This is a genomic window from Bradyrhizobium sp. 141 (assembly GCF_023074055.1).
Classification (GTDB): domain Bacteria; phylum Pseudomonadota; class Alphaproteobacteria; order Rhizobiales; family Xanthobacteraceae; genus Bradyrhizobium.
Genome location: NZ_JADPKR010000026.1, coordinates 51,732 through 76,582, shown reverse-complemented (window position 1 = coordinate 76,582; position 24,851 = coordinate 51,732). Strand labels below are relative to the sequence as shown.

At 64.9% G+C, this 24,851-nt stretch carries 28 protein-coding genes and 1 tRNA gene; 10 read left to right on the top strand and 19 right to left on the bottom strand.

Going from position 1 to position 24,851, the window contains the following annotated elements; translation table 11 throughout:
- Positions 1 to 37: 37 nt before the first annotated feature.
- A complete protein-coding gene (locus IVA81_RS08880; RefSeq protein WP_247314768.1) occupies positions 38 to 700 on the top strand; it encodes a TetR/AcrR family transcriptional regulator in 663 nt (220 codons plus the stop codon).
- 2 nt (positions 701 to 702) lie between these two features.
- On the opposite strand, the gene IVA81_RS08875 is transcribed toward IVA81_RS08880, so the two are convergent.
- From IVA81_RS08875 to IVA81_RS08830, 10 genes are all read right to left on the bottom strand, one after another.
- The gene (locus tag IVA81_RS08875) at positions 703 to 1,095 is read right to left on the bottom strand and encodes a RidA family protein (protein ID WP_247314766.1); all 393 of its coding nucleotides are present in this window, start codon (positions 1,093 to 1,095) and stop codon (positions 703 to 705) included.
- 98 nt (positions 1,096 to 1,193) lie between these two features.
- Complete coding sequence (locus IVA81_RS08870; protein ID WP_246918593.1) at positions 1,194 to 1,409, bottom strand: hypothetical protein; 216 nt, start codon at positions 1,407 to 1,409, stop codon at positions 1,194 to 1,196.
- Between the two features lie 143 nt (positions 1,410 to 1,552).
- Complete coding sequence (locus IVA81_RS08865) at positions 1,553 to 2,782, bottom strand: CaiB/BaiF CoA-transferase family protein (RefSeq protein WP_247314765.1); 1,230 nt, start codon at positions 2,780 to 2,782, stop codon at positions 1,553 to 1,555.
- 172 nt (positions 2,783 to 2,954) lie between these two features.
- Positions 2,955 to 4,157 carry an MFS transporter gene (locus IVA81_RS08860; protein WP_247314763.1) on the bottom strand — a complete coding sequence of 401 codons (1,203 nt, stop codon included), beginning with the start codon at positions 4,155 to 4,157 and terminating at the stop codon, positions 2,955 to 2,957.
- Positions 4,158 to 4,304: 147 nt separating this feature from the next.
- Positions 4,305 to 5,132, bottom strand: a complete 828-nt coding sequence (locus IVA81_RS08855) for a 3-keto-5-aminohexanoate cleavage protein (protein ID WP_247314761.1) — start codon at positions 5,130 to 5,132, stop codon at positions 4,305 to 4,307.
- A 110-nt stretch (positions 5,133 to 5,242) separates the two neighbouring features.
- Positions 5,243 to 6,640 carry an MFS transporter gene (locus tag IVA81_RS08850; protein WP_247314759.1) on the bottom strand — a complete coding sequence of 466 codons (1,398 nt, stop codon included), beginning with the start codon at positions 6,638 to 6,640 and terminating at the stop codon, positions 5,243 to 5,245.
- 394 nt (positions 6,641 to 7,034) lie between these two features.
- Positions 7,035 to 7,205, bottom strand: coding sequence for a hypothetical protein (locus tag IVA81_RS08845; RefSeq protein ID WP_018322208.1), 171 nt, complete (start codon positions 7,203 to 7,205; stop codon positions 7,035 to 7,037).
- Positions 7,206 to 7,245: 40 nt separating this feature from the next.
- Complete coding sequence (locus IVA81_RS08840) at positions 7,246 to 7,449, bottom strand: hypothetical protein (RefSeq protein ID WP_247314757.1); 204 nt, start codon at positions 7,447 to 7,449, stop codon at positions 7,246 to 7,248.
- A gap of 58 nt (positions 7,450 to 7,507) precedes the next feature.
- On the bottom strand, positions 7,508 to 8,845 hold the full coding sequence (locus IVA81_RS08835) for a sorbosone dehydrogenase family protein (RefSeq protein WP_247314755.1): 1,338 nt from the start codon (positions 8,843 to 8,845) through the stop codon (positions 7,508 to 7,510).
- Entirely contained in the window at positions 8,842 to 9,294 is a 453-nt protein-coding gene (locus IVA81_RS08830) for a DUF2231 domain-containing protein (protein WP_247314753.1), read from the bottom strand. The genes IVA81_RS08835 and IVA81_RS08830 overlap by 4 nt, the downstream gene beginning before the upstream one ends.
- An 85-nt stretch (positions 9,295 to 9,379) precedes the next feature.
- Between IVA81_RS08830 and IVA81_RS08825 the strand changes: the two genes are divergently transcribed.
- The 3 genes from IVA81_RS08825 to IVA81_RS08815 all read left to right on the top strand — a co-directional run bounded on the left by IVA81_RS08825 (position 9,380) and on the right by IVA81_RS08815 (position 10,204).
- Complete coding sequence (locus IVA81_RS08825; protein ID WP_247314751.1) at positions 9,380 to 9,610, top strand: hypothetical protein; 231 nt, start codon at positions 9,380 to 9,382, stop codon at positions 9,608 to 9,610.
- A 121-nt stretch (positions 9,611 to 9,731) separates the two neighbouring features.
- Positions 9,732 to 10,064, top strand: a complete 333-nt coding sequence (locus tag IVA81_RS08820; RefSeq protein WP_247314741.1) for a hypothetical protein — start codon at positions 9,732 to 9,734, stop codon at positions 10,062 to 10,064.
- The gene (locus IVA81_RS08815; protein ID WP_247314739.1) at positions 10,061 to 10,204 is read left to right on the top strand and encodes a hypothetical protein; all 144 of its coding nucleotides are present in this window, start codon (positions 10,061 to 10,063) and stop codon (positions 10,202 to 10,204) included. The genes IVA81_RS08820 and IVA81_RS08815 overlap by 4 nt, the downstream gene beginning before the upstream one ends.
- Here the strand turns inward: IVA81_RS08815 and IVA81_RS08810 are convergent.
- The 3 genes from IVA81_RS08810 to IVA81_RS08800 all read right to left on the bottom strand — a co-directional run bounded on the left by IVA81_RS08810 (position 10,196) and on the right by IVA81_RS08800 (position 13,527).
- Positions 10,196 to 10,651: a hypothetical protein gene (locus IVA81_RS08810; protein WP_247314737.1), complete on the bottom strand. Its 456-nt coding sequence runs from the start codon at positions 10,649 to 10,651 to the stop codon at positions 10,196 to 10,198. The genes IVA81_RS08815 and IVA81_RS08810 overlap by 9 nt on opposite strands.
- A 67-nt stretch (positions 10,652 to 10,718) precedes the next feature.
- A tRNA-Gly gene (locus IVA81_RS08805) sits at positions 10,719 to 10,792 on the bottom strand.
- A gap of 329 nt (positions 10,793 to 11,121) precedes the next feature.
- The gene (locus IVA81_RS08800) at positions 11,122 to 13,527 is read right to left on the bottom strand and encodes an ATP-binding protein (protein ID WP_247314735.1); all 2,406 of its coding nucleotides are present in this window, start codon (positions 13,525 to 13,527) and stop codon (positions 11,122 to 11,124) included.
- 300 nt (positions 13,528 to 13,827) lie between these two features.
- Between IVA81_RS08800 and IVA81_RS08795 the strand changes: the two genes are divergently transcribed.
- The gene (locus tag IVA81_RS08795) at positions 13,828 to 14,541 is read left to right on the top strand and encodes a transporter substrate-binding domain-containing protein (protein ID WP_247314733.1); all 714 of its coding nucleotides are present in this window, start codon (positions 13,828 to 13,830) and stop codon (positions 14,539 to 14,541) included.
- A gap of 10 nt (positions 14,542 to 14,551) precedes the next feature.
- Here the strand turns inward: IVA81_RS08795 and IVA81_RS08790 are convergent, their stop codons facing one another.
- Both IVA81_RS08790 and IVA81_RS08785 read right to left on the bottom strand, forming a co-directional pair.
- The gene (locus IVA81_RS08790) at positions 14,552 to 14,755 is read right to left on the bottom strand and encodes a hypothetical protein (RefSeq protein ID WP_247314731.1); all 204 of its coding nucleotides are present in this window, start codon (positions 14,753 to 14,755) and stop codon (positions 14,552 to 14,554) included.
- A 24-nt stretch (positions 14,756 to 14,779) separates the two neighbouring features.
- Entirely contained in the window at positions 14,780 to 14,977 is a 198-nt protein-coding gene (locus IVA81_RS08785; protein ID WP_247314729.1) for a hypothetical protein, read from the bottom strand.
- Positions 14,978 to 15,173: 196 nt separating this feature from the next.
- On the opposite strand from IVA81_RS08785, the gene IVA81_RS08780 reads away from it, so the two are divergent.
- On the top strand, positions 15,174 to 15,548 hold the full coding sequence (locus IVA81_RS08780) for a YciI family protein (protein WP_212308581.1): 375 nt from the start codon (positions 15,174 to 15,176) through the stop codon (positions 15,546 to 15,548).
- Positions 15,549 to 15,562: 14 nt separating this feature from the next.
- Here the strand turns inward: IVA81_RS08780 and IVA81_RS08775 are convergent, their stop codons facing one another.
- On the bottom strand, positions 15,563 to 16,156 hold the full coding sequence (locus IVA81_RS08775; protein ID WP_247314728.1) for a TMEM175 family protein: 594 nt from the start codon (positions 16,154 to 16,156) through the stop codon (positions 15,563 to 15,565).
- Between the two features lie 127 nt (positions 16,157 to 16,283).
- On the opposite strand from IVA81_RS08775, the gene IVA81_RS08770 reads away from it, so the two are divergent.
- Together IVA81_RS08770 and IVA81_RS08765 are read left to right on the top strand one after the other, a co-directional pair.
- Positions 16,284 to 18,338, top strand: coding sequence for an ATP-dependent helicase (locus IVA81_RS08770; protein WP_247314726.1), 2,055 nt, complete (start codon positions 16,284 to 16,286; stop codon positions 18,336 to 18,338).
- 56 nt (positions 18,339 to 18,394) lie between these two features.
- Positions 18,395 to 19,375 carry an NADPH:quinone oxidoreductase family protein gene (locus tag IVA81_RS08765; RefSeq protein WP_247314724.1) on the top strand — a complete coding sequence of 327 codons (981 nt, stop codon included), beginning with the start codon at positions 18,395 to 18,397 and terminating at the stop codon, positions 19,373 to 19,375.
- Positions 19,376 to 19,409: 34 nt separating this feature from the next.
- Here IVA81_RS08765 and IVA81_RS08760 read toward each other — a convergent pair whose 3' ends face one another.
- From IVA81_RS08760 to IVA81_RS08750, 3 genes are read right to left on the bottom strand one after another with little or no spacing between them, the layout of a single operon-like run.
- The gene (locus tag IVA81_RS08760) at positions 19,410 to 20,657 is read right to left on the bottom strand and encodes an amidohydrolase family protein (protein ID WP_247314722.1); all 1,248 of its coding nucleotides are present in this window, start codon (positions 20,655 to 20,657) and stop codon (positions 19,410 to 19,412) included.
- A 17-nt stretch (positions 20,658 to 20,674) separates the two neighbouring features.
- Positions 20,675 to 21,172, bottom strand: a complete 498-nt coding sequence (locus IVA81_RS08755) for a GAF domain-containing protein (RefSeq protein ID WP_247314720.1) — start codon at positions 21,170 to 21,172, stop codon at positions 20,675 to 20,677.
- A complete protein-coding gene (locus tag IVA81_RS08750) occupies positions 21,169 to 22,527 on the bottom strand; it encodes an MFS transporter (RefSeq protein ID WP_247314718.1) in 1,359 nt (452 codons plus the stop codon). Before IVA81_RS08750 ends, IVA81_RS08755 begins: the two co-directional genes overlap by 4 nt.
- Positions 22,528 to 22,616: 89 nt before the next feature.
- Here IVA81_RS08750 and IVA81_RS08745 point away from each other — a divergent pair, with 89 nt between their 5' ends.
- Both IVA81_RS08745 and IVA81_RS08740 read left to right on the top strand, forming a co-directional pair.
- Positions 22,617 to 23,564, top strand: a complete 948-nt coding sequence (locus IVA81_RS08745) for a LysR substrate-binding domain-containing protein (protein ID WP_346659379.1) — start codon at positions 22,617 to 22,619, stop codon at positions 23,562 to 23,564.
- 150 nt (positions 23,565 to 23,714) lie between these two features.
- Entirely contained in the window at positions 23,715 to 24,746 is a 1,032-nt protein-coding gene (locus tag IVA81_RS08740; protein WP_247314716.1) for an LLM class flavin-dependent oxidoreductase, read from the top strand.
- Positions 24,747 to 24,851 lie beyond the last annotated feature (105 nt).

Sequence of the window (24,851 nt, the reverse complement as noted above, 5' to 3'; positions counted from 1 at the left end):
CTGTTTGAATTGCAACTCCCTCCCCTCAGGGACATTCATGGCCAGCGATCATACGAGGTCTGCCATTCTCGCCGCCGCCGAACGGCTCTATGCCGATCGCGGCTTCGGCGACGTCACGCTGCGCGACATCGTCGCGGAGGCCAACGTCAATTTGGCGGCGGTGAACTATCATTTCGGCTCGAAGGACGAGTTGATCGCGGAATTATTTGTCACCCGCTCGATCGCCACCAACCGCGAACGCCTGCGCGAGTTGAAGGCCGCGGAAGAGCAAGGCGGCGGCCGCGCGCCGATCGAGGTGATCCTGCATGCGCTCGTCGGCCCGACACTGCGCGGCTGCCTCGGCCCCGAGAACCAGCGCTCCACCGCGGCGCGATTCATGATCCGCGCCTCGATCGAATCCGTGCCGCCGATCCGCCGCATCAAGAACCGCGAGATCGACCATTTGCGGAAATTCGCTGGCGCGATGCGGCGCGCCCTGCCCGAGCGCAGCGACGTCGACATCTACTGGGGCCTCAACTTCGCGCTCGCGATGGCGCACCACACCATCCGCGAGAGCGAGCGGCTGACAAAGCTGTCGGAAGGCAAATGCGATCTCGACGACGTCGAGGACGTGGTCGCGCGCGTCGTCAGCGTGGCGACGATGGCGCTGACGGCAGGCAAGGCGGAGACGAAGGCGCCGTCAAGGGTGGCGGCGCGCTAACCTCACATCATCGCGATGCAGTCGATCTCGACGTCGAAGGGGCCGAACCATTCCGGCGTGCAGACGAAGATCCGCGCCGGCGGATCGATTGGGAAATAACGCGCATAGACGGCGTTGAACGCTGCGAAATGCTTCGTCGAGGTGCAGTAGACGTTGCACTTCATGACGTTGTCGAGCGAGGCGCCGGCCGTCTCGAGGCAGAGCTTCATCTGCTCCATGACGATCTCGCTCTGCCGTTCGATCGGCATTTCCGCGAGCTCGCCCGTCTCGGGGTCGAACGGCGGCAGGCCGGCGACGAAGATCATGCTGCCGGCGCGCGTCACAGGCGAGACCGGTGCGTTGCGGCGGTCGAGAAACGTCGAGATCGGTTCGACGCGGAGCGCTTCGCGTTTCATGGCAACCACCTTCGGTGCGAGCGAGACTGACCGCTGACTACACTATTCTGCAGCCGGCATGCTTCGCTGTTGATCGAAGTGTAGTTGTAGCCGCGAGTTTAGGCCCGCTGCGGCATCTCCTCGGCCTCTTCCTTGGCGAGCAGCAGCAGCATCTCGATACCCATTTCGCCTTCCTGCGGCGAGCGGATGAACTTGATTTCCTCGGCACTCCGCCGCAGTGCGGCAACGATGGCGACGGCCTGATTGGCGGTAGCCGCCTCGGTCGCCAGAATTGCCTTCTGGTCCTTCGCCTGGAACCCGATCGTGTAGGACATTCACTTCCCTCCCGGACTCAAGTGAAGGGATCGAACCAGAGTCTCGCGCGGAAAGGAAGCCTGTGAGACTACGGACCGGGATTATCTCGGGATTGCGCGCAAGCCCCAGGCAAGCCCGAGGATCGCGCGCAGCTTCGTCAAAGCTAGATGATCCCCTGCTGCTTCAGCGTCTCGATCTTCTCCGCATCATAGCCGAGCTTGCCGCCGAGCACTTCGCTTGTGTGCTCGCCGAGCAGCGGCGGCGCGCGATATTCGGTGATCGGAGTGCCCGACAGGGTCAGCGCGTTGCGGATCAGCGAGAGATCGGGTTCGAACTTGTGCTGCGTCTTCACCCGCATGCCGCGCGACTGGACGTGCGGATCGGAAAACACCTGCTCGAAATTGTTGATCGGACCCGAGGGCACGCCGGCTTCCTCCAGCTTGTCCAGCCAGTAGGCCACCGGCTGCTTCAGGAACAGGCCGGCGAAGATCGCCATGATCTCCTTGCCGTGCACGACGCGGTCGTTGTTCTTGACGAAGCGCTTGTCGCTCGCAAGCTCGGGCGCGCCGAGCACGGCGCAGGTGCGCTGGAACTGGCCGTCATTGCCGACCACCAGCATCAGCTCGCCGTCGGTGCAGCGGAACACGCCGGCCGGCATGCCGCCATTGCCCCAGGTGCCGCGGCGCGGCGGCGTCTTGCCGTTGACGAGGTAGATCTGCAGCCAGTGCGACAGCGATGCGATGACGGTATCGAACAGGCAGACGTCGATGTGCTGGCCCTGCCCACCGTTGACGTCGCGATGGTAGAGCGCCGACAGAATCCCGATCGAGGTGTTCATGCCGGTCATGTAGTCGACGATCGATGGGCCGACCTTCATCGGGCCCTCGCCGGGCTCGCCGTCGATATGGCCGGTGACGCTCATCAGGCCGCCCATCGCCTGCAGGATGGCGTCATAGCCCGCGCGCGGCGCATAGGGACCGGTCTGGCCGAAGCCGGTCACCGAGCAATAGATGATGCCGGGGTTGATCGCCTTGATCGTCTCGTAGTCGAGGCCGTAACGCTTGAGATCGCCGACCTTGTAGTTCTCCATGAAGACGTCGACGTCCTTGGCGAGCTCGCGAATGATGGCCTGCCCCTCGGGCTTGGCGATGTTGACCGTGACCGACTTCTTGTTGCGGTTGGCGCAGAGGTAGAAGGAATTGTTGTTGTTGGCCTTCCCTTCCGGATCGGTCAGGTAAGGCGGCCCGAACGCGCGCGCGTCGTCGCCGGTGCCCGGCCGCTCGATCTTGATCACCTCCGCACCGAGATCGCCCAGCATCTGGGCCGACAACGGCCCGGCGAGGACGCGCGTGAGGTCAAGGATCTTGATGCCTGAAAGCGGCAGGGCCGACATGTAAGCTTCCTCCGGGAACTGGATTGGCGCGGCGGCTCGAAGCGGCGCTACCTGCGGATACACCATTTTGGCGCGCTGAGCACTGCACTGGCGGCATACGGCCATCTCCTGCCGGGGACGGAAGGCAATTGCCGTCCGCAACTTTCCGCGCCGCGAATATTGCCTGATCGGCTCAGGTCAGCGCCGCCGCCGCCACCCTCGGCCGTCGCCGGCCGAGCAGGACCAGGATCAGCACCGTCGCGCAGGAGCAGACGAAGGTGAGACCGAGCGCGCCGCGGCTGCCGAACTGGGTGAGCAGGCCGACAAGGAGCGGCGGCGAGACCGCCGACGCCAGATTGAGCGGCAGCGCGATCATCGACATCGCCTTGGCGAATTCCGCCTGGTCGTAGAACACGAGCGGGATGGTGGCCCGCGCCACCGCCATCGCACCGCTGCCGGCACCATAGAGCAGGATGAAGACCGCGACCGCCCAGGTCGCGCCCTCGCTCATCATCAGCAGCAGCATCGCCAATGGCAACGCCGTGCCGGCGACGAGCCCCGTCGTGATCCCGTCCCAGCGCCCGCCGCCGAGAAGATCCAGCCCGCGGGCGCTGACCTGGATCACGCCCAGCATCGAGCCGAAGAGAAGCGCCTGCGCCGGCGCCAGCCCCTCCGCCCGCAACAGCTCGATCAAAATGGCGCTGATGCCGAAATTGACGAAGGCGTTCAGCGTGATCGCGGCGACGACGAGGCCGAAAGTGCTCCGTGGAATCGCGGGCGGCGGCGGCGACTTGAAAGGCTCGCCACCATCATCCCCGGCGATTTTCCGGCGCGGTGCGAGCGCATAGAGCGGAAGGCTGACGAGGAGCATCATCGCGGCATAGACGAGGCACGTCCCCCGCCAGCCGAGGTGACCGCTCAGGAACGAGGTCGTCGGCCAGAAGATGCTGCTGGATAGGCCCGTCACCAGCATCAAGGCCCCGATCGCGTTCTTGGCCTGCCGCCCGGCAATCTCGTTCAGCATGATATAGGCGCCGGTGGACAGCGTGGCGCTGCCGGCGATGCCGAGGACGATCCAGGCGGCGAAATACAGCATCGGCTCGCGCGCGAGGGACAGCAGCACGAAGCCCGGCACGGTGACGACCGTGCCGGCCATCATGACCGTCCGCGCGCCATGCCGTGCAAACGATTTGGCGAGCCACGGGGCGCACAGCCCCATCGAGACATAGAGAACGGATGTCCCGGCGAACACCGCCGGCAGGCTCATGCCGAGATCGGCGGCGAGATCGCGCCCGACGATGGCAGGAAGCCCGATCGTGCCCCATCCGACCAGCTGTGTGATGGCGAGCACCAGCAGGACGCCGATCAGCCTGCTGTCAGATTTCAAGAACCGCATTCCAAACGTTCGCCTGCCCGGCCGGCGCGGATCGCGCCTGTGAGCCCTGTCTTAGCCGGGGACTCAGCCCACGGGAACGCCGACCGCCGAATGGCAGAAGGCAGCCAGGAGCATGTCAGGCACACGTCAGGCGCGGGATGATCGTCCCTACCCCGCGATCCCGAGCAAGGAGCGCGCCTCTGCCGCAGTCGCGACGCGCCGTCCGTGGCGCGCGACAGCCTCGCAGGCGATGCTCACGAGCTCCGCATTGCTGGCGGCGAGGCGCGTCTTGTCGACCCTGATATTGTCCTCGAGCCCGGTACGAACCGCATCGGCGCCCCGCGCCAGCGCCCAGCCCATAACCTCGGCCTGATGACGTCCGATCCCGGCCGCGGTCCACGTCGCGTTCGGGATCAGCCGCCTCAGCTCTGCCAACAGGATGTCGAGGACGTGTTCGTCCGCGGGCATCGCGTTCTTGACGCCCATAACGAACTGCACGTGCGGACGGGCGTCGATCAGCCCCGCCTCGATCAGACGCCGAGCACCATGCAGATGCGACAGATCGAAGATCTCGATTTCCGGACGAATGCCATTTGCCTTCATGCCGGTGGCAAGAGTCTCGACCAGAGCGGCGCTGTTCTCGTAGACGATGGTCGGAAAATTCACTGAGCCTGTGGAGAGCGAGGCCATATCCGGCTTCAGATAGAGCGACGATCCACGCGCCGAGGGATCGCGCCCTCGCCCGCCGGTCGAGAACTGTACGATCATGTCAGGACAATGCTTCCTGATCCCCTCCTGCACCAGCGCGAAGCGCTCCGGGTCGGAGGACGGTGTCTCGTCATCGTTGCGAACATGGATATGCGCAAGGGTGGCCCCGGCCTCGAAGGCCTCGTGCGTCGACTCGATCTGCTCGGCCGGCAAGATTGGCACCGCGGGATTGTCCTTCTTGCGCGGAACGGAGCCGGTGATGGCAACAGCAACGACGACGGGGTTCATCCTGCATCCTCATGATGATCGCGCTCGAGCGCACAAAGTTCGACGGAAGTCACATAACGCCTGGAATCCGGCCGCTGCAACCATCATCGATCGCAGCGGCGTTCCCATCGTCAGGTCGGAATTGCGGCCGCACCACCCGCGGCTTCCGCACGCTGCCGCTCGTAGTCGGCCCGCGGCATCGGAACGGCCTTGGGATTACCGAGATCGTCGATGCTGATCCGATAGGTTTCGCGGGCCGTGACAGCCGCCAGCGCAGCGATGACCGTGATGCCGAAGGCGATTGCTCCCACCGTCAGGGGAATGTTGGCCGAGCCGGGCGGCGCCACGGTCGCAAACAAGGCCGGAAGCAAGGCAGTAATGGTCGTTCCGATGTTCTGCGAGATCGCCATCGCCGACACGCGTGTGCGCGTCGGGAACAGCTCCGGGTAGAAGCTCGGGAAGATCGCGTTGTAGCCCTGATAGACGACGCCCCACATCAACAGCGAGAGCAGGATTGCAAGCGGTACGCTCCGGATACTGATGGCGTAGAGATAGCCGAAGGCGAGCAAGCCGGAGAGCAGCGCGCCGACGATGATCGGCGGTTTGCGGCCGACCTTGTCGGAGAGATGGCCGACGAAGGGAATGACGAACACGGCCAGCATGTTTCCCAGCACCGGTATCCAGAGATAGACGTCCTTGGCAAAGCCGATGCCATAGGCCGGCTGCACCGCGTAGGCCGCACCGAAGATGGTCGCAACGACAGGAATGACGTTCATCAGCGCCATGCAGATGACCCTGAGCATGTCGCGCCAGCTCAGCTTGATCGCCTGGATGACGGGTGCCCGCGGCGTTTCTCCACGCTCGTCCTCCCGGGCGAAGGCGGGCGTCTCGTCCACTTCGCGACGAATGATGTAGCCCGCGACGATGACGAAGAAGCTGAGCAGGAAGGGAATCCGCCAACCCCAGCTGTTGAAGGCATCGGTCGGCATGTAGGCCGCCAGCGGCAGGAAGACCGCTGCCGCAAGAATTTGTCCGGCCTGCACGCCCTGGAGCGCAAAACTTGCATAGAAGCCGCGCCGGCCGAACGGCGCGTGCTCCAGGATCATCGAGCTCGCGCCGGAGATTTCACCGGCAACAGCAAAGCCCTGCACCAGGCGCAGGATGACGAGCAAAACCGGTGCGAGGATGCCGACCTGCTGATAGGTCGGCAGGATGCCCACGGCCATCGTGGAGAAGCCCATCAAGAACATGCAGACGATGAGAACGGTCTTGCGGCCGTGGGTGTCGCCCCAATGTCCGAGCACGAAGGCGCCGATCGGGCGGGCCACATAGCCGACGCCATAGGTTGCCAATGAAGCGACGATGGCGACCGTAGGATTGTCGGAGGGGAAGAAGATTTGCGGGAAGATCAGCGACGCGGCGGTCGCGTAGATGAAGAAGTCATAATATTCGAGAGCCGACCCGATCCAGCCGCTTGCGGCAGCCTTCCTGGACTGACTCATGCCATGGATCCCGCGCGTCGTAGCCATCAGAAAATTCCTCCCGATCTGTTTGTTTGTTGACGTCCCGTTGGCGGGCTTCGCTGGACAATTGGACAGCAATTCCCGGACGCTCTGCGGAGCTCCGCGAGCGCTTGGCACTGCCGGTCGATGTCTTGAGTGAGGACGACAATAGGCTTTCGCCGGGCTAACACAATTACCCAGTTAGGCGATAAACCTAACATGATGTTATGGAGTACTCGGACCCCGCGGCGACTAGGCCCGTAACCCGCAACAGATACGAAGCTGCGCGGGCTCACTCCGGCGGATTGAGCGTCCGCACGAAATACACGGGCTCCTTGCTCTTCTTGAGGCGATAGAGCTGGGCCGGGCACTGCTTCCGCGGATCAATTGCGCATCCGCTCGCTGATGGCGGAGAACCGGCTCAGGCCGTATGGCCGGGATCGACGTGCTTCGGCGTCTTCTTGTCGCGTTGCGGCGTCATCTTGGCAGGGTCAGGCGCACCGGGGACCCCGCGCGGACCCAGCTGCTCGCGCTGGATGTCGTCCTCGGAGCGGGATGGCTCGACGCCGTTCGGCTCACGGGGCTTGGTCATTGTGGCCTCCTTTTTCGAATGCCGTTCCGCGCCAGGCGCTCTACACACCCAGCGCGTTGTCGCCGGCTTCGCGGCCGGGCACACTGACATGGACTTCATGCCCCTCACGAAGCGCGAGCGATGCTGCGGCGACCGCCGATTCGAATGCGGCTTCCTTGGTGGCGTATTTGCTCCTGACGTCGCCGTCGTGCAGCACGCCCCATTCGTCCTGCACGGGCACGATGGCATATTGAGCAAGGCCCATTGTCCAACTCCTGGCTTGGCTTTCAAAGGAACGTCTGCCTGATAACGCGCCGGCGGGCTTAACGTTGCGTCAGCTGCGGATGGGTCGCGCTCACCCGCCACACCGTGTTGCCGACATCGTCTGCGACCAGCAAGGCGCCGGACTTGTCGATGGCGACGCCGACGGGACGGCCACGCGCCTTGTTGTCGCCGTTCAGGAAGCCCGTCACGACGTCCTGCGCCGGTCCGCTCGGCTTGCCGTCCGTGAACGGCACGAACACGACCTTGTAGCCGTTGAGCACCTGCCTGTTCCAGCTGCCGTGCTCGCCGACGAAGGCGCCGCCGCGATAAGCGGCCGGCAGACCGGAGCCGGTGTTGAAAGCCATCCCAAGCGGTGCGACATGCGAGCTCAGGGCATAATCCGGCACGATCGCCTTGGCGACGAGATCCGGCCGCTGCGGCTTGACGCGGGGATCGACGTGCTGGCCGTAATAGCTGTAGGGCCAGCCGTAGCAGCCGCCGTCCTTCACCGAGGTCATGTAGTCGGGGACGAGATCTGGGCCGAGCTCGTCGCGCTCGTTCACCACCGCCCACAGCGCGCCGGTCTGCGGCTCGAAGCTCAGCCCGTTGGGATTGCGCAGGCCGCTTGCGAACACGCGCCAGCGGCCGCTTGCGCGGTCAACCTCGAGGATCGCGGCGCGGTTGTGCTCGGCCTCCATGCCGTTCTCGGTGATGTTGCTGTTGGAGCCGACGCCGGCATAGAGCTTCGAGCCGTCGGGACTGGCGACCAGGCTCTTGGTCCAGTGATGGTTGATCGGCCCGCCCGGCAGCGGCGTCAGCACCATTCCCTGCGAGGTGATCTTGGTATCACCTTCGGTGTAAGGATATTTGACGATGGCGTCGGTGTTGGCGACGTAGAGATCGTTGCCGACCAGCGCGACTCCGAACGGCGAGTTGAGATGGTCGAGGAAGACGCTTTGCGTCTCCGGCACGCCGTCGCCATTGCCGTCGCGCAGCAGCGTGATGCGGTTACCCGGCCCGGTGTCGTCGCCGCCTGATGTCGCCCAGGACTCAATATATCCCATGACGATCTCCTTGGGCCGCTTGATCGCGCCCCCCTTCGGCGCCTTGGATTCCACCACCAGCACGTCGCCATTGGGAAGCACGTAGAGGAAACGCGGATGCTGCAGGCCGGCGGCGAAGGCCTTGACCTGCAGGCCCTGTGCAACGGTCGGCGTCTCGTCCTTTCTCCAGCCGACGATGCGGGCGATGTGGACCGGCGGCAGCAGATATTGCTGGATGTCGGGGAGAACAGGGTTGGCGCCCACTTGCGCGTTCGGATCGCCGCTGCCGTCATTGCAGCCGGCAAGACACAGCAGCGAAGAGCACAACAGCGCGCGGACAATTGGGAACGTCATCGCGCAACTCCCACGCCGTGGCGATAGACCATGGCCCAGCCGAGCCAGCCGGTGACGGGCAGGATGAGCACCGTGACCACGGACAGAACGAGCCCTGTCGGCCACACCGAGGTCCAGGCATCGCGGGTATGGATCAGCGCGTTGACAGTCGCGAGGACCAGCACCACGGCATTTCCGATCAGATGCGGCCAGGCCGGCGTCTGCGCCCGCACCAGCCGGTTGCCGAGGAAATCCGTCAGGCCCGCGATCGCCGCCAGCACGCCGAAGACAACGCCGACCAGCAGCAGCCAGGCGGAAAAATTCGCCCACATGATCTCGGCGCTGGCGACATAGGCGATGTCGGTCAGCAGCGCCCCGACAAAGCACGCGATCGGTATCGGCACCAGCATCGGATGAATGGGATGACCCGCGATCTGCGCGGTGGTGCGCACGCGCACGTCGTCTTGCACGGTCGGCCTCGTGGACTCTCGCCCTGCCCGACCGGCCAACTCGTGCTCGCAGTGATGGTTCCTAGCGGCGCGGCAGACCCAGCCTTTGGCGGACCTCGTCATCCTCGATCGCCTGATCCTGGCGCGCATCCCTGCTGGCCTCGAAATCTTCCGCGATCGCCTCGAGCGTTCGGAACGCATCCCCGGCGCTCGGTGCCGTCTCGATGTGAGCAACCGACCGACCGTTGACCGCGAGGTCAGCCTCGCCCCAAGGGGCGGTATCGATCACCAGACGATCGCCGCCGGCATTGCGGTGAAGTGCTGGACGGTGGATTAGGAGGTCGGCAAGGAAAGGTCCGGCGTCCAATCGATCGGCTTGTCGGTCATGTCGTGGTCTTCCCGAAGTTGCGACCAACGGATCGACCATCCGGCGCGCGAGACATTGACCTGGATCAGGCTTGCTGGGGTTGATGATTGTAGCGGGTGAAGAGGTGGCTACCACGAAACGGCGCTCTGGAACCTCAGTCAAAAAGTGCTATATTATTGATGTGGATAAGGTGACCGCCTCTTCGACCGCAGAGCACATCCGGACACTCGCCCGGACGTTCCGCGTGTCCTATTCCGAGGGCCCGAACGACCGCTTGGCACATCATATCTCGCGCCTGGCCGGGGATCCGGTCGAGCTGGACGAGATTGAGCTGTTGCTCATTGGGTTGGTGCGAGCGGAACGAATTACACGCCCGGAAATGATCCAGCTTCAGGCGGCCTATTTGCGTGAAGTCAGGCCGTGACCTTCGATCCGTTCGGCGACTTCGAAGCGTGCGGATATACGCGCCGGCAAATACTTGAAGTGAAACCGCTGGCCAACAACATCAGGAAGTCGAACAACTGCTGGCAGGATATGTGGAATGAACGGGTCGTTTCATTTTGACTGAAGCGCATGGTACGCAATCGGCTCAATTTTCGGGATCACTGCATCAAGAAACGCGATCAATGTTTCCTTCGCCGGGAAGGTCTTCGTGCCTGTAACGCGGTACTCTAGTTCTTTCGCTTGGTAGTAGTGATTCAGCAAGTCGATGGCAGCCAAGTATTCTTCGACAACTGGCGACACGGAATTTGAACTGGAGTTGATGACGCGACGAGCCGTCTTAGAAAGGTTGTGACCGAGTTTCTTTTTCAGAGTGCCGTGGCTAATACCGTTCGCCAACAGAAACGACTTCAGCGCTACCTCTATCGAGTGGCCAAGCAGGTAGTATGTCGGCCGCTGTACCTTCCAAACATCCGATTCATGCAGCAGCCTTGCTGCTGCTAGCATCTCTTTGGCGTCCGTCAGCAGGCCCATCGCTGACGTGCGGTCGTCATCCGATGCTTCATCCATGTTTGAATCTTGAGATAAATAGTTGCCACCAGACAGATTCATGCCGTGGCTAAGTCTATGATTTTATTGGAGCGGGTGAAGGGAATCGAACCCTCGTATTCAGCTTGGAAGGCTGCTGCTCTACCATTGAGCTACACCCGCGTCAGGGGCTCCCTAACACGGCCGGGCGGCGGTCTCAACTGTCGAGGACGGCGCTTTCCGGCATCTTCCCCGCCCCGCGAACCGCCCCGGTTCCTTCCGGACCTTGCCTCCCCTTAACAGCGGCAGCTCTACAGACTATATTGAAGTCTTCCGAAACCAACGAAAGGAGGTGATCCAGTGTCTTTTACCAAGCGCTGTCACCTCGCTGGGATCGCCCGCTAAGCTCTAGATAGAGGCTTGGCATCGGGGCGCTCTCAGCCCTGGACCAGCGAGCAAGAATCGGGCGCGACGGGACCTCCCCGCCGCGCCTTTTTCGTCGCACGCACGGCTCAGGCCGGCGGCTCGCCCGAAAGCACCTCGCGGATCTTCTGTGACAGCTCCGACTTCCGGTAGGGCTTTCCGAGCAACGCCACGCCGGGATCCAGATGCCCTTCGTGAACGATGGCGTCATCGGTGTAGCCGGAGGTGTAGAGCACTTTCACGCCCGGCCGGCGCAGCCGGACGGCGTCGGCCAATTCCCGCCCGTTCATGCCGCCGGGCATGATGATATCGGTGAACAGGAGATCGAATTTGGCGCCCTGGTCGACCAGCGCCAGCGCGGAAGCGCCGTCGCCGGCCACGAGCGTGCGATAGCCGAGGCTGCCGAGCTGGGCGATGACATAGCCCTGCACCAGCGGATCGTCCTCGACCACGAGGATCGTCTCCTGTCCGCGTGTCTTGGCGAGCGGCTGGACCGGCGCCAGCCTGGCCGGCGCCTCGCCCTTCGACCGCGGCAGGAACAGCCGCACCGCCGTGCCGCGCCCCTCCTCGCTCTCGATGGCCACCATGCCGCCGGTCTGCTTGGCAAAGCCGTAGACCATGCTGAGCCCCAGTCCTGTGCCACGACCGACGCCCTTGGTGGTGAAGAACGGCTCGAACACGCGCTCGCGGATGTCGGCCGGAATGCCGTGACCGGTATCGCTGACGGCGACCATCACGAAGGCGCCGCGCACGCCGTCACCGTCGCCGCCCGTGCCTTCCAGCTCGCGGTTCGCGGTCTCCAGGGTGAGCCTGCCGCCGCCCGGCATCGCGTCGCGCGCATTGACGGCGAGGTTGACGATCGCGGAGGACAGCTGTGAGGGATCCGCCATCGCAGACCAGGCATCGTCGGCGAGGTGCGTCTCGATCTCGATGTGCTCGCCAAGGATCGGCTTGAGCAGCTTCGCGGTCTCGACCACCAGGGCGTTGACGTCGATCTCGCGCGGCTCCAGCGGCTGGCGGCGCGCGAAGGTCAGGAGCTGCGAGGTGATCTCCGCGCCGCGCGCGGCCGCATCGTCGATCAGCTGCGCGATCGCGGAGAGCTCGGGCTTGTCCGCAAGCCCCTCCCGGATGATCTCGATGGTGCCGGTGATGACCGTGAGCACGTTGTTGAAATCGTGCGCGACGCCGCCGGTGAGTTGGCCGATCGCGTCCATCTTCTGGGATTGACGCAGCCGCTCCTCGGTCTCGTGCTGCGCGGTTAGGTCGGTCGCGGAGCCGCGATAGCCCATGAAGCGTCCGTCGGCGTCGAAGACCGGCTTGCCGTTGACGCTGAAATGATGCATCCGCCCGGTGGTATCGCGCCCGCGATATTCGAACTTGCGGAACGGCTCGTGACGGTCCAGCGTCGCCAGGTGCGCGCGCCATTTCTCGGGCTCGGCATCGCGGTCGAGCGCGGTATCGGTGCGACGCGTGCCGATCCGCGCTTTCGGATCCATGCCGAAGGCAATCAACCGGTCGGAGATGTAGGTGAACCGGTGGTCCGGCCCGGTCTCCCAGAACCAGTCGGATGCCGTCTCGGCGTAGTCGCGGAAACGCTCTTCGCTCGCCCATGCGTCCGCTTCGGCGCGCCGACGGATGGCCAGGTCACGCTCGAGATTGGCATTGGCCTCGCGCAGCTCGCCATAGGCCCGCTGGAGGTTGGCGCACATCGCGTTGAAGGCATCGATCACCTTGTCCAGCTCGTCGGCATCGTAGGGCGGCCGGCGCTCCAGGCGCAAAGGCGGCGGCGGCCGCATCAGGCTGTACTTGCTGACGAACTCGGCGATGGCGACCAGATGCCGCGTCACCAGGAGATGGAACATGTAGATGATGAACAGCGAGACGAGGAATGTCTTCGCCGCCTGGCTGGCCAGGATGACCAGGGCCCGATTCAGCAGTTGCTGATAGACATTGCTCAGCGTCGCCTCGACGTGGAGCACGCCGATCTGGCGTATGTTCCCTTGCACGGTGGTGCTCAAGGCATAGTCGCGCGTCACGATCGAACGCGTGCCCGGCTCGCCGATCGCAAGACGGATCGGATTGGGACGATCGGCAATCTCGTGCACCTCGGCGGCGCGGATGTCGGGCAGCCGGAGGATGCCGTCGAGCTGGAGCTTCAGCTGGTTCTGGTCGAGATTCCACAGGCTCTCGCCGAGACTGCCGGTCGTGCTGCGGCCGATCTCGTCGAGCCGCGTCTCGATGAGCCCGACCTCGCGATCATAATCGAGATAGAGCTGCAGCGCAGTCAGCGTCAGCGTCACCACCGAAGAGAACAACAGCACGGCGGCGAGGAGCCGCGGCCCGACACCGCTGCGCGACCAGTTGAAGAGCCGCGACAGCAGTGATGCGAATATCGTGGGCGCAAGCGTAGCACCGATGCCGGTCAGATCGGGCTTCGCGGCGGCCGGCGCGATGACGCGGCTGCGCTTGGGATCCTCGTCACCTGCGTTGGCCATGCACCACGCCCCCCGGAAATGGCGGCTCTCTGCACCGGCCACAGCTTGCAGTCTCGAGCTGTCCAAGAGTCGAGACGCCTGCCTGGTCGTCCGATGCGCAATCACCCTGTCTTGCGCCCAGCAGCAGGATTCCGGCGCAAACTACCACTGCGCGTGATAGAATGACATCGGTGAGTGTCCGGAGTCGCTCGCATGGCGGGCGAGCGGTAATCGGTGCGGCCTGTGCAGGCGCCAACTCCCGGTAGATCGCGCCGGCGTCCGAATCCAATGGTAGCAATGCACGACCGAAGGAGACGCCTCATGTGGCGGCTGATCGTCGCCTGCCTGTCGTTGCTCGCAGCCGGTCCCGCGCAGGCGCAAGACTTGATCCGGCTGGCGCGCATCGCCGACATCCCAGATCAATATGTCGGCGGCGAGATGCTGCGGGCTGTCTATGCCAAGCTCAACATTACGCTGGAATTCGAGGACGTCCCCGGCAAGCGTGCACTCACGCTGTCGAGCAACGGCGAGGTCGACGGCGAGATCCAGCGGATCGGAACACTCTCGCGCGACTACCCGACGCTGGTCCAGGTCACACCGGCGATCAACTACATCGAGCCCGCGGTGTTCGCGACCAAACTCCGGTTTGAGGTCGCCGGCTGGGATTCGATCAGGGACTACAGCATCGGCATCGTCCGTGGCGTCGGCTCCTCGGAAGCTGGCACGCGCGGCATGGACCGCGTTACCGCGACCACTGGCCTCGACAACATGGTCAAGATGCTCGACGCCGACCGTTTCGACGTGATGTTCACCGACCTCTTCAGCGGGCTCGCTGCGGTGAGGAAACTCAATCTGCAGGCCAGGATTTACCCGCTCTCGCCGCCACTCGAGCGCATCCACATCTACCATTACCTGCACGAACGCCATCGCGATCTGGTGCCGAAGGTGGGCAAGGTGATCGCCCAGATGGAGGCGAGCGGCGAACTGGCGGCGCTGCGCGAAGCCCTGGTCAAGCAGGTCTTGAACGCCCCGTAACGGCCGCCTGTCAGCCCGCGCGAAGCCGCTCGCGGAACGCCACGGCTGCAATCAGCATGCCGACGCACCAGGCCACGACCGCGCGGTGAGGCTCCGCGCCGAGCAGCACCGTGAAGAGGCTTGTCAGCAGGCACGGCACGATAACCTTCCCCGTCCGGCTCATCAGTGCGAGCAGGAACGGCATCGCCGCGATCGATATTTGCAGGACATCCATATTGGAAAACGGTCTCGCAAGACTTCAGAAGCCGCAGATACCGAGCGCACGCGGGCGCTTGCCGCGCCGGCTTTCCACGATGCGCTCGCCGCCGTTCTCGGCCGAGCTGCCGTAATAGCGGTGATGGCCGCTTTGGTCGTGCAGGTCGGCAGGCTCCGATGGTCCGGCCCGACGCGCGTCGCAGATGATCTTGCAAACGATCTTGATGGTATGACCCGACATTGCCGCCTCCAGCGAAAATCTTGTTGTTGTGGTCATCAGTCGCGACCGGTTCCGGCGGCGTTCACACTGCAGGGGCGCAATCGGGTTTCAGGACGGTTTCGTCGCTTGCGTGCCACGCAATATTTTGCTTCGGGATTGTCGGCAGCGCCTGCGGTGCTGCGTCCTTGGGATCTGTGCAGAAAAAAACGAGGTGACGATGCTTTACGCCATCCTGGCCTATCATGTGGAAGACGAGGTCATGTCCTGGACGCCGGAGCAGGACGCCGCAGTGGTGGCCAAAGTCATCGAGGTTCAGGCGCCCCTGAGAGCCAGCGGCCAGTTCGGGCCGGCGGCCCGTCTGGATGAGACCCGAAAGGCCCGCACCTTGCGTGGTCCCGGCGCGGGCATGGTGCTGGACGGCCCGTTTGCCGAGACCAAGGAGCAGCTCCTGGGCTTTCACCTGATGGAATGCGCCACCGAGGAGGAGGCGATCGCGGCGGCGCGGAAGCTGCGTGCGGTCAATCCGACTGCGGTCTACGAAATCCGCCCGGTCAAGCTTTACGTGCCGGCCGATGGGTTCGGCGCGACATAGGGGTGAGATGGCGCTTACGCGTCCGGCTTGGGCCGGGCGATGGTGAAGCGCTGGATCACGAGCCCGCCGAAGGCGATGAACCACACGAAGGGCGCGATATGCGGCGCGAACGCCGCCACGATCGTGCCCGGGATGAACACAAGGAGCGGAAACAGCGAGGCAATCATCTCCTGGCGCCAGCCGCCCAGGATCGTCCACCACAGCCAGGCATTGAGGCCGGCGATCGCGGTCAAGTGCAGGCCATAGAGCACCGCGACCGCGCTGCTCATGCCGTAATTGGTGTAGAGGCCGTTGGTCACAGGCAGCAGCAGCACGATCGAGAGCAGGAAGAACAGATTGAGGATCACCGCGCCACGGCTGCCGACAGGCTGGCGCGCCAGCCGCCGGTGATGGCTGATCCAGAACACGCCGGCGATGATGAAGCTGAGCGCGAAGCCGGCGAGCTTGCCGGAATAGACATGGGCGAGGTCGCTCCAGCCGGGCGCGCCGGTGAACACCGCCGCCTTGGGCAGGTCGTAGGCCAGCAGCGTCATGGCGACACCGAAAATGGTGTTGCTGAGCGATTCCAGCCGCCGCATCTCGAACTGGTCGGGCTTGAGCTCGGTCATGCCGGGTGCACTTTTCGGACTGGAACCCTGGGCCGTCTTTCCCCCTAAATCCTAAACCCGGTTTCGTCCAGCCGCATTGCGATTCGCGGCGGGATCGCCGACTCTCGCCCTTTCACCGGGGCGATTCGTGGCAACATATCTGGACACGCTCAATGCGGAGCAGCGCCGCGCCGTGGAGCATGGCGTGGCCGAGGGCGCCGTGGGCGGCCCCCTGCTCGTCATTGCAGGAGCAGGCTCCGGCAAGACCAATACGCTGGCCCACCGCGTCGCGCATCTGATCGTCGCCGGCGCCGATCCGCGCCGCATACTGCTAATGACGTTTTCCCGCCGCGCCGCGGCCGAAATGGCCGGACGGGTCGAGCGCATCGCCCGCAAGGTGCTGGGCGAGAACAACGCCGCGATCATGCGCGATGCGCTCAGCTGGGCCGGCACCTTCCACGGCATCGGCGCGCGTCTCTTGCGCGAATATGCCGAGCGGATCGGCCTCGATCCTGCCTTCACCATCCACGACCGCGAGGATTCCGCCGACCTGATGAACCTGGTCCGGCACGAGCGCGGCCTGTCGAAGACCGAGAGCCGATTTCCGGCCAAGGGCACGTGTCTTTCGATCTACTCGCGCTGCGTCAACGCCGAGTTGGAGATCGAGAAGGTGCTGGGGCAGCACTATCCCTGGTGCGCAGGCTGGGCATCCGAGCTGAAAGGCCTGTTCGCGGCTTATGTCGAGGCCAAGCAGGCGCAGCACGTGCTCGATTACGACGACCTCCTGCTCTACTGGTCGCAGATGATGAGCGATACCCTGATCGCTAACGAGATCGGCGGCCGCTTCGACCACGTGCTGGTCGACGAATACCAGGACACCAACCGCCTGCAATCCTCGATCCTGCTGGCGCTGAAGCCCGACGGTCGCGGGCTCACCGTGGTCGGCGACGACGCCCAGTCGATCTACTCGTTCCGTGCCGCCACCGTGCGCAACATCCTGGACTTCCCGCAGAGCTTCTCGCCCCGCGCCGAGATGATCACGCTCGACCGCAATTACCGCTCGACGCAAGCGGTGCTGGCGGCGGCCAACGGCGTCATTGGCCTCGCGCGCGAGCGTTTCACCAAGAACCTCTGGACCGACCGCGCCGCCGCGCACAAACCGCAGCTCGTCACCGTGCACGACGAGGCCGATCAGGCGCGCTACATCGTCGAAGAGGTGCTGGCGAACCGTGAGCAAGGCGCGCTGCTGAAGCACCAGGCGGTGCTGTTCCGGACGTCCTCGCATTCCGGCCCGCTCGAAATCGAGCTGACCCGCCGCAACATTCCGTTCGTGAAATTTGGCGGACTGAAATTCCTGGACGCCGCGCACGTCAAGGACGTGCTGGCGCTGCTGCGCTTTGCCGAGAATCCGCGCGACCGCGTCGCCGGTTTCCGCATCCTGCACCTGTTGCCGGGCATCGGCCCTGCGACCGCGCAGCGCGTGCTCGACCAGATGGCGGAAAGCACCGATCCGCTCGCCGCGCTCGGCCAGCTGCCGGTGCCGCCACGCACCGGCGCGGACTGGACCGACTTCGTCCGCACGGTCGAGAACCTGCGCTATTCGGAATGGCCTGTTGATCTCGAGCGCGTGCGGCTCTGGTACGAACCGCATCTCGATCGCATCCACGAGGATTCCGAGACCCGGCGCGCCGATCTGATGCAGCTCGAGCAGATCGCGAGCGGCTATGCCTCGCGCCAAAAATTCCTGACCGAGCTGACGCTCGATCCGCCGGATGCGACCAGCGACAAATCCGGTCCGCCCTTGCGCGACGAGGACTATCTGATCCTCTCCACCATCCACTCGGCCAAGGGCCAGGAGTGGAAATCGGTGTTCGTGCTCAACGTCGTCGACGGCTGCATGCCGTCCGATCTCGGCGCCGGCACCAGCGCCGAGCTCGAGGAGGAACGCCGCCTGCTCTACGTCGCGATGACGCGCGCCAAGGACGATCTGCACCTCGTCGTGCCCCAGCGCTTCTTCACCCACGGCCAGGCCGCCAAGGGCGACCGCCACGTCTACGCCTCGCGCACCCGCTTCATCCCGGAGCAGCTGGTCCATCTGTTCGAGCGCACCGCTTGGCCGAAGGCCGCCGCGGGCGCCGCGCGCGCTGCGGCGCAGGGGCCCAAGATCGACATCGGGGCGCGGATGCGCGGGATGTGGCGGTAGACACAAGAGATTAGTCTCGGGACCTGTCAGGATAACTGGAACAACAGAGGTCCGACATGAAAGCCGTCGTCGTCGAGCAATACGCAACCATCGATCAGATCGAACTGAAGGACATCCCGCCCCCGTCGATGGAGCCGGGGCAATTGCGCATCCGCGTGGAAGCCGCCGGGATCGGCTTTGTCGACGGTTTGAAGATCGAGGGACGTTATCAGACCAAGGATCCCCTGCCCTTCATTCCGGGAACGGAGTTCGCGGGGGTGGTCCAGGAAGCTCCCGGCGCGCCCGGCGGCTATCAACCCGGCATGCGCGTGATGGGCATGACGCGGTCAGGCGCGCTTGCTGAAGAGATCGTCGTCACGCCCGAAGCAGTCTATCCGCTGCCCGACGGCGTTGCGGCCGAGGTCGCCGCCTCGTTTCGCGCCAACTATTTGACCGCGCTCTATGCGCTGAGCGCCCGCGCCATGCTGGTCGCAGGCGAGCAGCTCCTGGTGCTGGGTGCGGCCGGCGGAACCGGAATCGCGGCCGTCCAGATCGGCAAGCTCCTCGGCGCGCGCGTGATCGCAGCGGCATCGACACCGGAGAAGCGCGAATTCACGCAGGCGCACGGCGCCGACGCAGTGATTGATTATACGCAGGCCGACTGGCGCGACAGGTTCAAGGAGTTGACGGGCGGACATGGTGCCGACGTGATCTTCGACCCCGTTGGAGGCGATATCTCGGTACAGGCGTTTCGATCCATCGCCTGGCGCGGGCGCCATCTCGTGGTCGGCTTTGCCGCCGGCGCCATTCCCGCGCTGCCGTTCAATCTGCCGCTGCTCAAAGGCGGCGCTCTGCTCGGTGTCGACCTCGCGCAGATTCCAACGCGCGAGCCCGAGTTGCAGAAGCGCCTGATGTCGGAGCTGACGGGCTGGCTCGCCGATGGCCAGCTGAAGCCTGTGGTCGGCCGCGTTTTCGCGCTGGACGATTTCCGGGAAGCGTTCAGGACCATGCAGACGCGCGGAGCGCTCGGCAAGATGGTCGTGCGCATCTCGAAATAGGATGCATCGGCGCAGGCGATGGGGGCGGCGCTAGCTACGCGCTCAGCCTGTCGAACTGGACCTTGCCTGCCTTCATCGCCATTGGAATGCGCTCGCCCTGGCCGAGCAGGCAGGCCACATCGCGCAGCGGATTGCCGTCGACCACCAGCAGGTCGGCGATGGCCCCGGGCAGGATCCGGCCGAGCTTGCCTTCCATGCCCAGCACCTCGGCGCCGATCAATGTCGCGCTGGCGATGACGGCGCGCGGGCCGAGAATCTCGGCGCGGATGCGGAATTCGTCGCTCTGAAGGCGTTGGGAGGGTCCAAGGAGGTCGCTGCCGAAGCCCATCTTGACGCTGGCGTCGCGATAGATCGCGAGCGAGCGAAGGCCGGCGTCGCGGACATCGGCAATCTTGGCCACGCTCTCCGGCGGCAGGCCATATTGCGCGCCTTCGTTAGCGAGCGCCTCATAGGTGACGAGCGTCGGCACCACATAGGCGCCCTTCTCGGCCATCAGGCGCGCGGTCGGCGCATCGACCAGATTGCCGTGCTCGATGGTGCGCACGCCGCACCGAACCGCGCGCTCGATGGCGGCAGCGGTGTAGGCATGGGCCAGCACATAGGTCTGGCGCCCGCGCGCCTCCTCGACGATGGCACGGATTTCGTCCTCGGAATAGCCAAAGGCGCCGACCGGGTCGGTCGGTGAGGCAACGCCACCGGACGCCATGATCTTGATCTGATCGGCGCCCATCTGCAGCTCCTCGCGCACCGCCCTGCGCACGCCGTCGACGCCGTCAGCGACGCGCGCCAGCGCGCCGACGCGCACGCAACATGGGCACGGCGCGTCGCTGGCGAGATAATCCGAGCGCGCCCGCATATCGCCGTGGCCGCCGGTCTGGCTCAGCGCGCGGCCGGAGACGAACAGCCGCGGCCCGTCGGTCAGGCCGGTCTCGATCGCCTGCTTCAGCGCGTGGCCGGCGCCGCCGGCATCGCGGACCGTGGTGAAGCCACGGCGCAGCATGCCGCGCAGCAGCAGCGTCGAGCGCAGCGTCACCAGCACGTTCGGCATGTGCACCTGCTGCGCCAGATTGAGCTCGACCGCCACCGCATGCACATGCAGGTCGATCAGGCCGGGCATCAGCGTCTTGCCGTTCAGGTCGATGGTCCGGTCGGCCGAGGCCTGGAGCGGCTGGTCCGAGACCTCCTTGATCACATCGTCCTCGACCAGCACGTGATGGCCCTCCAGCAAATCCGGCTGAAGCGGATCGAGCAGAGCGGCGTTCTTGAAGAGTGTGGTGGGCATGGTCGTTTCCTGTCCGGTCAGGACTGTGTGAGCAGCGCGGGCAATGCGAGCTGGGCGAAGGGAAGGCACGCGGCGACATCGTCCGCGCCGTACCAGCCCGCCTCATGAAGCAGGTTGAGCGAACCGAGCGTGCGTCCCCGCCAGCGCACGGGCATGTTGAGCACACTCTCGCAGCCGAGTGAGGCGATCAATTCGTGATCGGGAAACACGCTGCGCAGATCGTCCCTGGTACGGCCGATATAGGCCTCGCCGCGGTCGAGCACAGCCTCGGTCCACGGTCCCGGCGTCAGGCGCTTGCGCCCGCCCGTCGGGTAAGGTCCGGGGAGATTGGAATAGATCCGCGCCGCTTCCCCGCTATCGTCGTCATAGGTCAGGATCGTGAACAGCTTGTGCCCGATCGCCGACTTCAAGGCGTGATCCAGCGCCGAGAACAGGGCGTCCGGCTGATCCGCCCTGCCCTGCGCCGCCGCCACCGCGCCGAGCAGCGGATCGGCTCGGCGTGTCGTTTGCCTCATGCGACCTCACCCGCCGCAATGTCTTCCAGCGAACGGCCGCGCGTCGGCACCCCCATCACCACGACGGTGAGCGCTCCGATCAGCAGCACGCTGGTCGTCAGGCCGAACACGCCGGCGAAGCCGAAATTGGGATAGAGATAGCCGACCAGGATCGGCGAGACGATCGCGCCGATGCGGCCGATCGCCGAAGCAAGGCCGGCGCCGGTGGTTCGCACCGGCGTCGGGAACACCTCCGCCGTATAGGCATAGACGCCGGCATAGGTGCCGTTCATGAAGAACGACAGCAAGATCCCCGCGACCATGATGTGCTGGTCGCTTTGCGCGAAGGCGAGCCCGAGCGCGCTGACGCCGCCGAGCACCATGTAGGACGCAATGGTCGCCTGTCGGCCGATGCGCTCGTTGAACCAGGCGGCGCTGAAATAGCCGGGAATCTGCGCGCAATAGATCGCGATCGAATAGGCGAAGCTCTTGGTGATGCTCATGCCGTTCTGGACCAGCAAGCCGGGGATCCAGACGAAGAAGGAATAATAGCTGAAGGTGATCGCAAGCCACATGATCCAGGTCATGATGGTAATGCGCGCCTGCCGGCCGGCGAGCAGCGCCGCGAAATTGGCAAGCAGCGTCCCCCCGGCGGCGGGCGCGCTGACCGCATCGACGACCGGCTGCGGCAACACATGCCCTTGGCGTGCGAAGCCGGCTTCGATCTTATCCAATACCGCTTCGGCTTCCTTCACCCGGCCGCGGCTTTCCAGCCAACGCGGCGATTCCGGCAGCGCCCTGCGCCACCACAGCAGCATGACGACCGGCACTGCGGTGATGACCAGCACGATGCGCCAGCCGTTCTCATAGGCGGGAACGATGAAGTAGCCGAGCAAGGCCGCCGCGACGAAGCCGAAAGAGAAGAAGCCGGCCAGCGCGCCGGTGAAGCTGCCGCGGAAGCGCCGCGCCACGAACTCGGCGAGATAAGGCGCGATGATCGCGCTCTCGGCGCCGGTGCCCATGCCGGCGACGACGCGGGCGGCGAAGAACGACGACCAGCTGTCCACGGCCGCGCTGACGATCGATGCGGCACAATACAGCGCCAGCGCCGACATCATCACCGCGCGGCGGCCGATGAGGTCGCCGAGCGTACCCGCCAGCAACGCGCCGAACAGGAAGCCGATATAGGTGCTGCTGCCAAGCACGCCGATCTGCACGCTTGTCAGATTCCAGGCCGTACGCAGCACCGGCAGGATGAACGCCAGCACGGCCGCGTCCATCGCGTCGAACATGTAGCCGAGCCCACCCATCAACAGGAGATGCGTGTGGAAGCGCGCGAATGGCAGGCGCTCTATGCGCGCCGAGATCATCGACATCAAAGTCCCCCTCAGTCCGGCGGACCGGCATCCGCAGTGTCCCTAGGGGAACCATAGACAAAGAGATATTATCGTCATAATTTATAATCGTGATCCCATACATCACCACGGTGAATGTTCTGTCGTTCCGATCGCTCGACCTCAACCTGCTCAAGGTCTTCGAAGCCCTGATGACCGAGGGCAGCGTCACGCGCGCCGCGAACGCGCTGCTCATGACGCAGCCGGCCGTCAGCAACGCACTCGCGCGCCTGCGCGACGCGCTCGGCGATCCCCTGTTCGTCAGGTCCGGCACCGGCATCCGACCGACCCAGCGCGCGGTGGTGTTGTGGGAGCCGATCGGCGAGGCGCTCGAAACCGTCCGCGGCGCGCTTGACGAGCAGGTGTTCGATCCGCGCCGCGCGCAGACCGAGTTCAGCCTGTCGATGTCGGACTACGTCGCCTCGCTGGTGATGCCGAATCTGCTGGGTCATTTCGGCAAGATCGCGCCCAAGGCGCGCGTCCATACCGTCCCCAACACGATCCTCGAGATCGCCGATCAGCTCGAGGGCAACAGGGTGGACTGCGTGCTGAGCGTCTATGTCAACGAAGCGCAGCAGCCGGCCGCCATCCGCTCGCGTTCGCTGTGGACGGTCGACTACGCCTGCTTCATGCGGCGCGGCCATCCGCTCGCCGCACAGAAGCGGCTCGGCACGCGCAGCTTCCTGAGCGCAGGGCATGTCGATGTGAGCCTCGCCGGCAAGACCCTGCCGTCCTACGATCTCTTCCTTGCCTCGCGCGGGCTGTCGCGCAACCTGGTCGCGACGGTCAATCACTACAGCGCCGCTTACGAAGTCGTGCGCCAGTCCGACCTGATCGCCGTGCTGCCGAGCGATTTGCGCTCGCAATCCCGGCACGCGCCGTTCCTGCACGCCATGCCGCTTCCGCTTCGCGCGCCGCCGCGCATCGTCAGCCTGTTCTGGCACCAGCGCAACGACACCGTCCCGGCGCAGCGCTGGCTGCGCGAGACCCTGGTCGAGATGTTCGCCCAATCCGACTAAACTCGCGGGCGCGAGCCTGACGCGATCCAAAAAGGAAACGGTGCGTTTCTCGAAGCAGCATTGTTGCATCGGCCGGCACGGCCTAGCTCCACCGCAAAACGATCCCTTCCCACAGCGACAGGCGCCAGCGGCGCCCAGAAGACCTGATCAATGACCGCACCGCTCGAATTCGGACTGGATACCTTTGGCGACGTCACCAAGGACGCTTCAGGCGCCATGCTTCGCCACGCGCAGGTGATCCGCAACGTCGTCGACGAAGCCGTGCTCGCCGACGAGCTCGGCCTCGACTTCATCGGCCTCGGCGAGCATCACCGATCTGATTTCGCGATCTCCTCGCCCGAGACCGTGCTCGCCGCGATCGCATCGCGCACCAAGCGCATCCATCTCGGCTCGGCCGTGACGGTGCTGAGCTCGGACGATCCGATCCGCGTGTTCCAGCGCTTTGCCACGCTGGATGCGCTGTCGAACGGACGCGCCGAGGTGATCCTCGGCCGCGGCTCGTTCACCGAATCCTTTCCGCTGTTCGGCTTCGACCTGCGCAAATACGAAGAGCTGTTCGAGGAGAAGCTCGATCTGTTCACGGCACTCTTGTCGCAGCAGCCGGTGACCTGGGAAGGCAAGCTGCGTCCGCCGCTGCGGGACCAGCTGGTCTATCCGCCGGTCGAGAACGGCCGGCTTAAAACCTGGATCGGCGTCGGCGGCAGCCCGCAATCGGTGGTGCGCGCCGCGCATTACGACTTGCCCCTGATGCTCGCGATCATCGGCGGCGATCCCGCGCGCTTTGCGCCCTTCGTCGAGCTCTATCACCGCGCCTCTAGGGAGTTCGGCCGACCTGCGCAGCCGATCGGCGTGCACTCGCCCGGCTATGTCGCCGAGACGGATGAAGAGGCGCGCGAGCAGCTATGGCCCGACTACAAGGCGATGCGCGACCGCATCGGCAAGGAGCGCGGCTGGCCGCCGATGGGGCGCGACGAATTCGTCAGCGAAGCCGAGCACGGTTCGCTCTATGTCGGCGCGCCGGAGACGGTCGCACGCAAGATCGCGAAGACCGCGAAAGCGCTCGGTATTGCGCGGTTTCAGTTGAAGTATTCGGCGGGTCCCCTGCCGCACGAGAAGATGATGAAGAGCATCGAGCTTTATGGGCGGAAGGTGGTGCCGATGGTCAGGGAGATGATGGGGTGAGATGCGTTTAGAGCCGGTCCGCCTACGCCCTGCGGGCTACAGCGTGACAGCCTTCGCTCACTTCGCGCCACTAGCATTTGTGCTGGCTTGCCTAGCCGTAGCTCG

Excerpts from the sequence above, each read along its gene's own strand:
- IVA81_RS08880 (WP_247314768.1), top strand. The coding sequence starts at position 38 with ATGGCCAGCGATCATACGAGGTCTGCCATTCTCGCCGCCGCCGAACGG.
- IVA81_RS08875 (WP_247314766.1), bottom strand. The coding sequence starts at position 1,095 with ATGAAACGCGAAGCGCTCCGCGTCGAACCGATCTCGACGTTTCTCGAC.
- IVA81_RS08870 (WP_246918593.1), bottom strand. The coding sequence starts at position 1,409 with ATGTCCTACACGATCGGGTTCCAGGCGAAGGACCAGAAGGCAATTCTG.
- IVA81_RS08865 (WP_247314765.1), bottom strand. The coding sequence starts at position 2,782 with ATGTCGGCCCTGCCGCTTTCAGGCATCAAGATCCTTGACCTCACGCGC.
- IVA81_RS08860 (WP_247314763.1), bottom strand. The coding sequence starts at position 4,157 with ATGCGGTTCTTGAAATCTGACAGCAGGCTGATCGGCGTCCTGCTGGTG.
- IVA81_RS08855 (WP_247314761.1), bottom strand. The coding sequence starts at position 5,132 with ATGAACCCCGTCGTCGTTGCTGTTGCCATCACCGGCTCCGTTCCGCGC.
- IVA81_RS08850 (WP_247314759.1), bottom strand. The coding sequence starts at position 6,640 with ATGGCTACGACGCGCGGGATCCATGGCATGAGTCAGTCCAGGAAGGCT.
- IVA81_RS08845 (WP_018322208.1), bottom strand. The coding sequence starts at position 7,205 with ATGACCAAGCCCCGTGAGCCGAACGGCGTCGAGCCATCCCGCTCCGAG.
- IVA81_RS08840 (WP_247314757.1), bottom strand. The coding sequence starts at position 7,449 with ATGGGCCTTGCTCAATATGCCATCGTGCCCGTGCAGGACGAATGGGGC.
- IVA81_RS08835 (WP_247314755.1), bottom strand. The coding sequence starts at position 8,845 with ATGACGTTCCCAATTGTCCGCGCGCTGTTGTGCTCTTCGCTGCTGTGT.
- IVA81_RS08810 (WP_247314737.1), bottom strand. The coding sequence starts at position 10,651 with ATGGATGAAGCATCGGATGACGACCGCACGTCAGCGATGGGCCTGCTG.
- IVA81_RS08800 (WP_247314735.1), bottom strand. The coding sequence starts at position 13,527 with ATGGCCAACGCAGGTGACGAGGATCCCAAGCGCAGCCGCGTCATCGCG.
- IVA81_RS08795 (WP_247314733.1), top strand. The coding sequence starts at position 13,828 with ATGTGGCGGCTGATCGTCGCCTGCCTGTCGTTGCTCGCAGCCGGTCCC.
- IVA81_RS08790 (WP_247314731.1), bottom strand. The coding sequence starts at position 14,755 with ATGGATGTCCTGCAAATATCGATCGCGGCGATGCCGTTCCTGCTCGCA.
- IVA81_RS08785 (WP_247314729.1), bottom strand. The coding sequence starts at position 14,977 with ATGTCGGGTCATACCATCAAGATCGTTTGCAAGATCATCTGCGACGCG.
- IVA81_RS08780 (WP_212308581.1), top strand. The coding sequence starts at position 15,174 with ATGCTTTACGCCATCCTGGCCTATCATGTGGAAGACGAGGTCATGTCC.
- IVA81_RS08775 (WP_247314728.1), bottom strand. The coding sequence starts at position 16,156 with ATGACCGAGCTCAAGCCCGACCAGTTCGAGATGCGGCGGCTGGAATCG.
- IVA81_RS08765 (WP_247314724.1), top strand. The coding sequence starts at position 18,395 with ATGAAAGCCGTCGTCGTCGAGCAATACGCAACCATCGATCAGATCGAA.
- IVA81_RS08760 (WP_247314722.1), bottom strand. The coding sequence starts at position 20,657 with ATGCCCACCACACTCTTCAAGAACGCCGCTCTGCTCGATCCGCTTCAG.
- IVA81_RS08755 (WP_247314720.1), bottom strand. The coding sequence starts at position 21,172 with ATGAGGCAAACGACACGCCGAGCCGATCCGCTGCTCGGCGCGGTGGCG.
- IVA81_RS08750 (WP_247314718.1), bottom strand. The coding sequence starts at position 22,527 with ATGTCGATGATCTCGGCGCGCATAGAGCGCCTGCCATTCGCGCGCTTC.
- IVA81_RS08740 (WP_247314716.1), top strand. The coding sequence starts at position 23,715 with ATGACCGCACCGCTCGAATTCGGACTGGATACCTTTGGCGACGTCACC.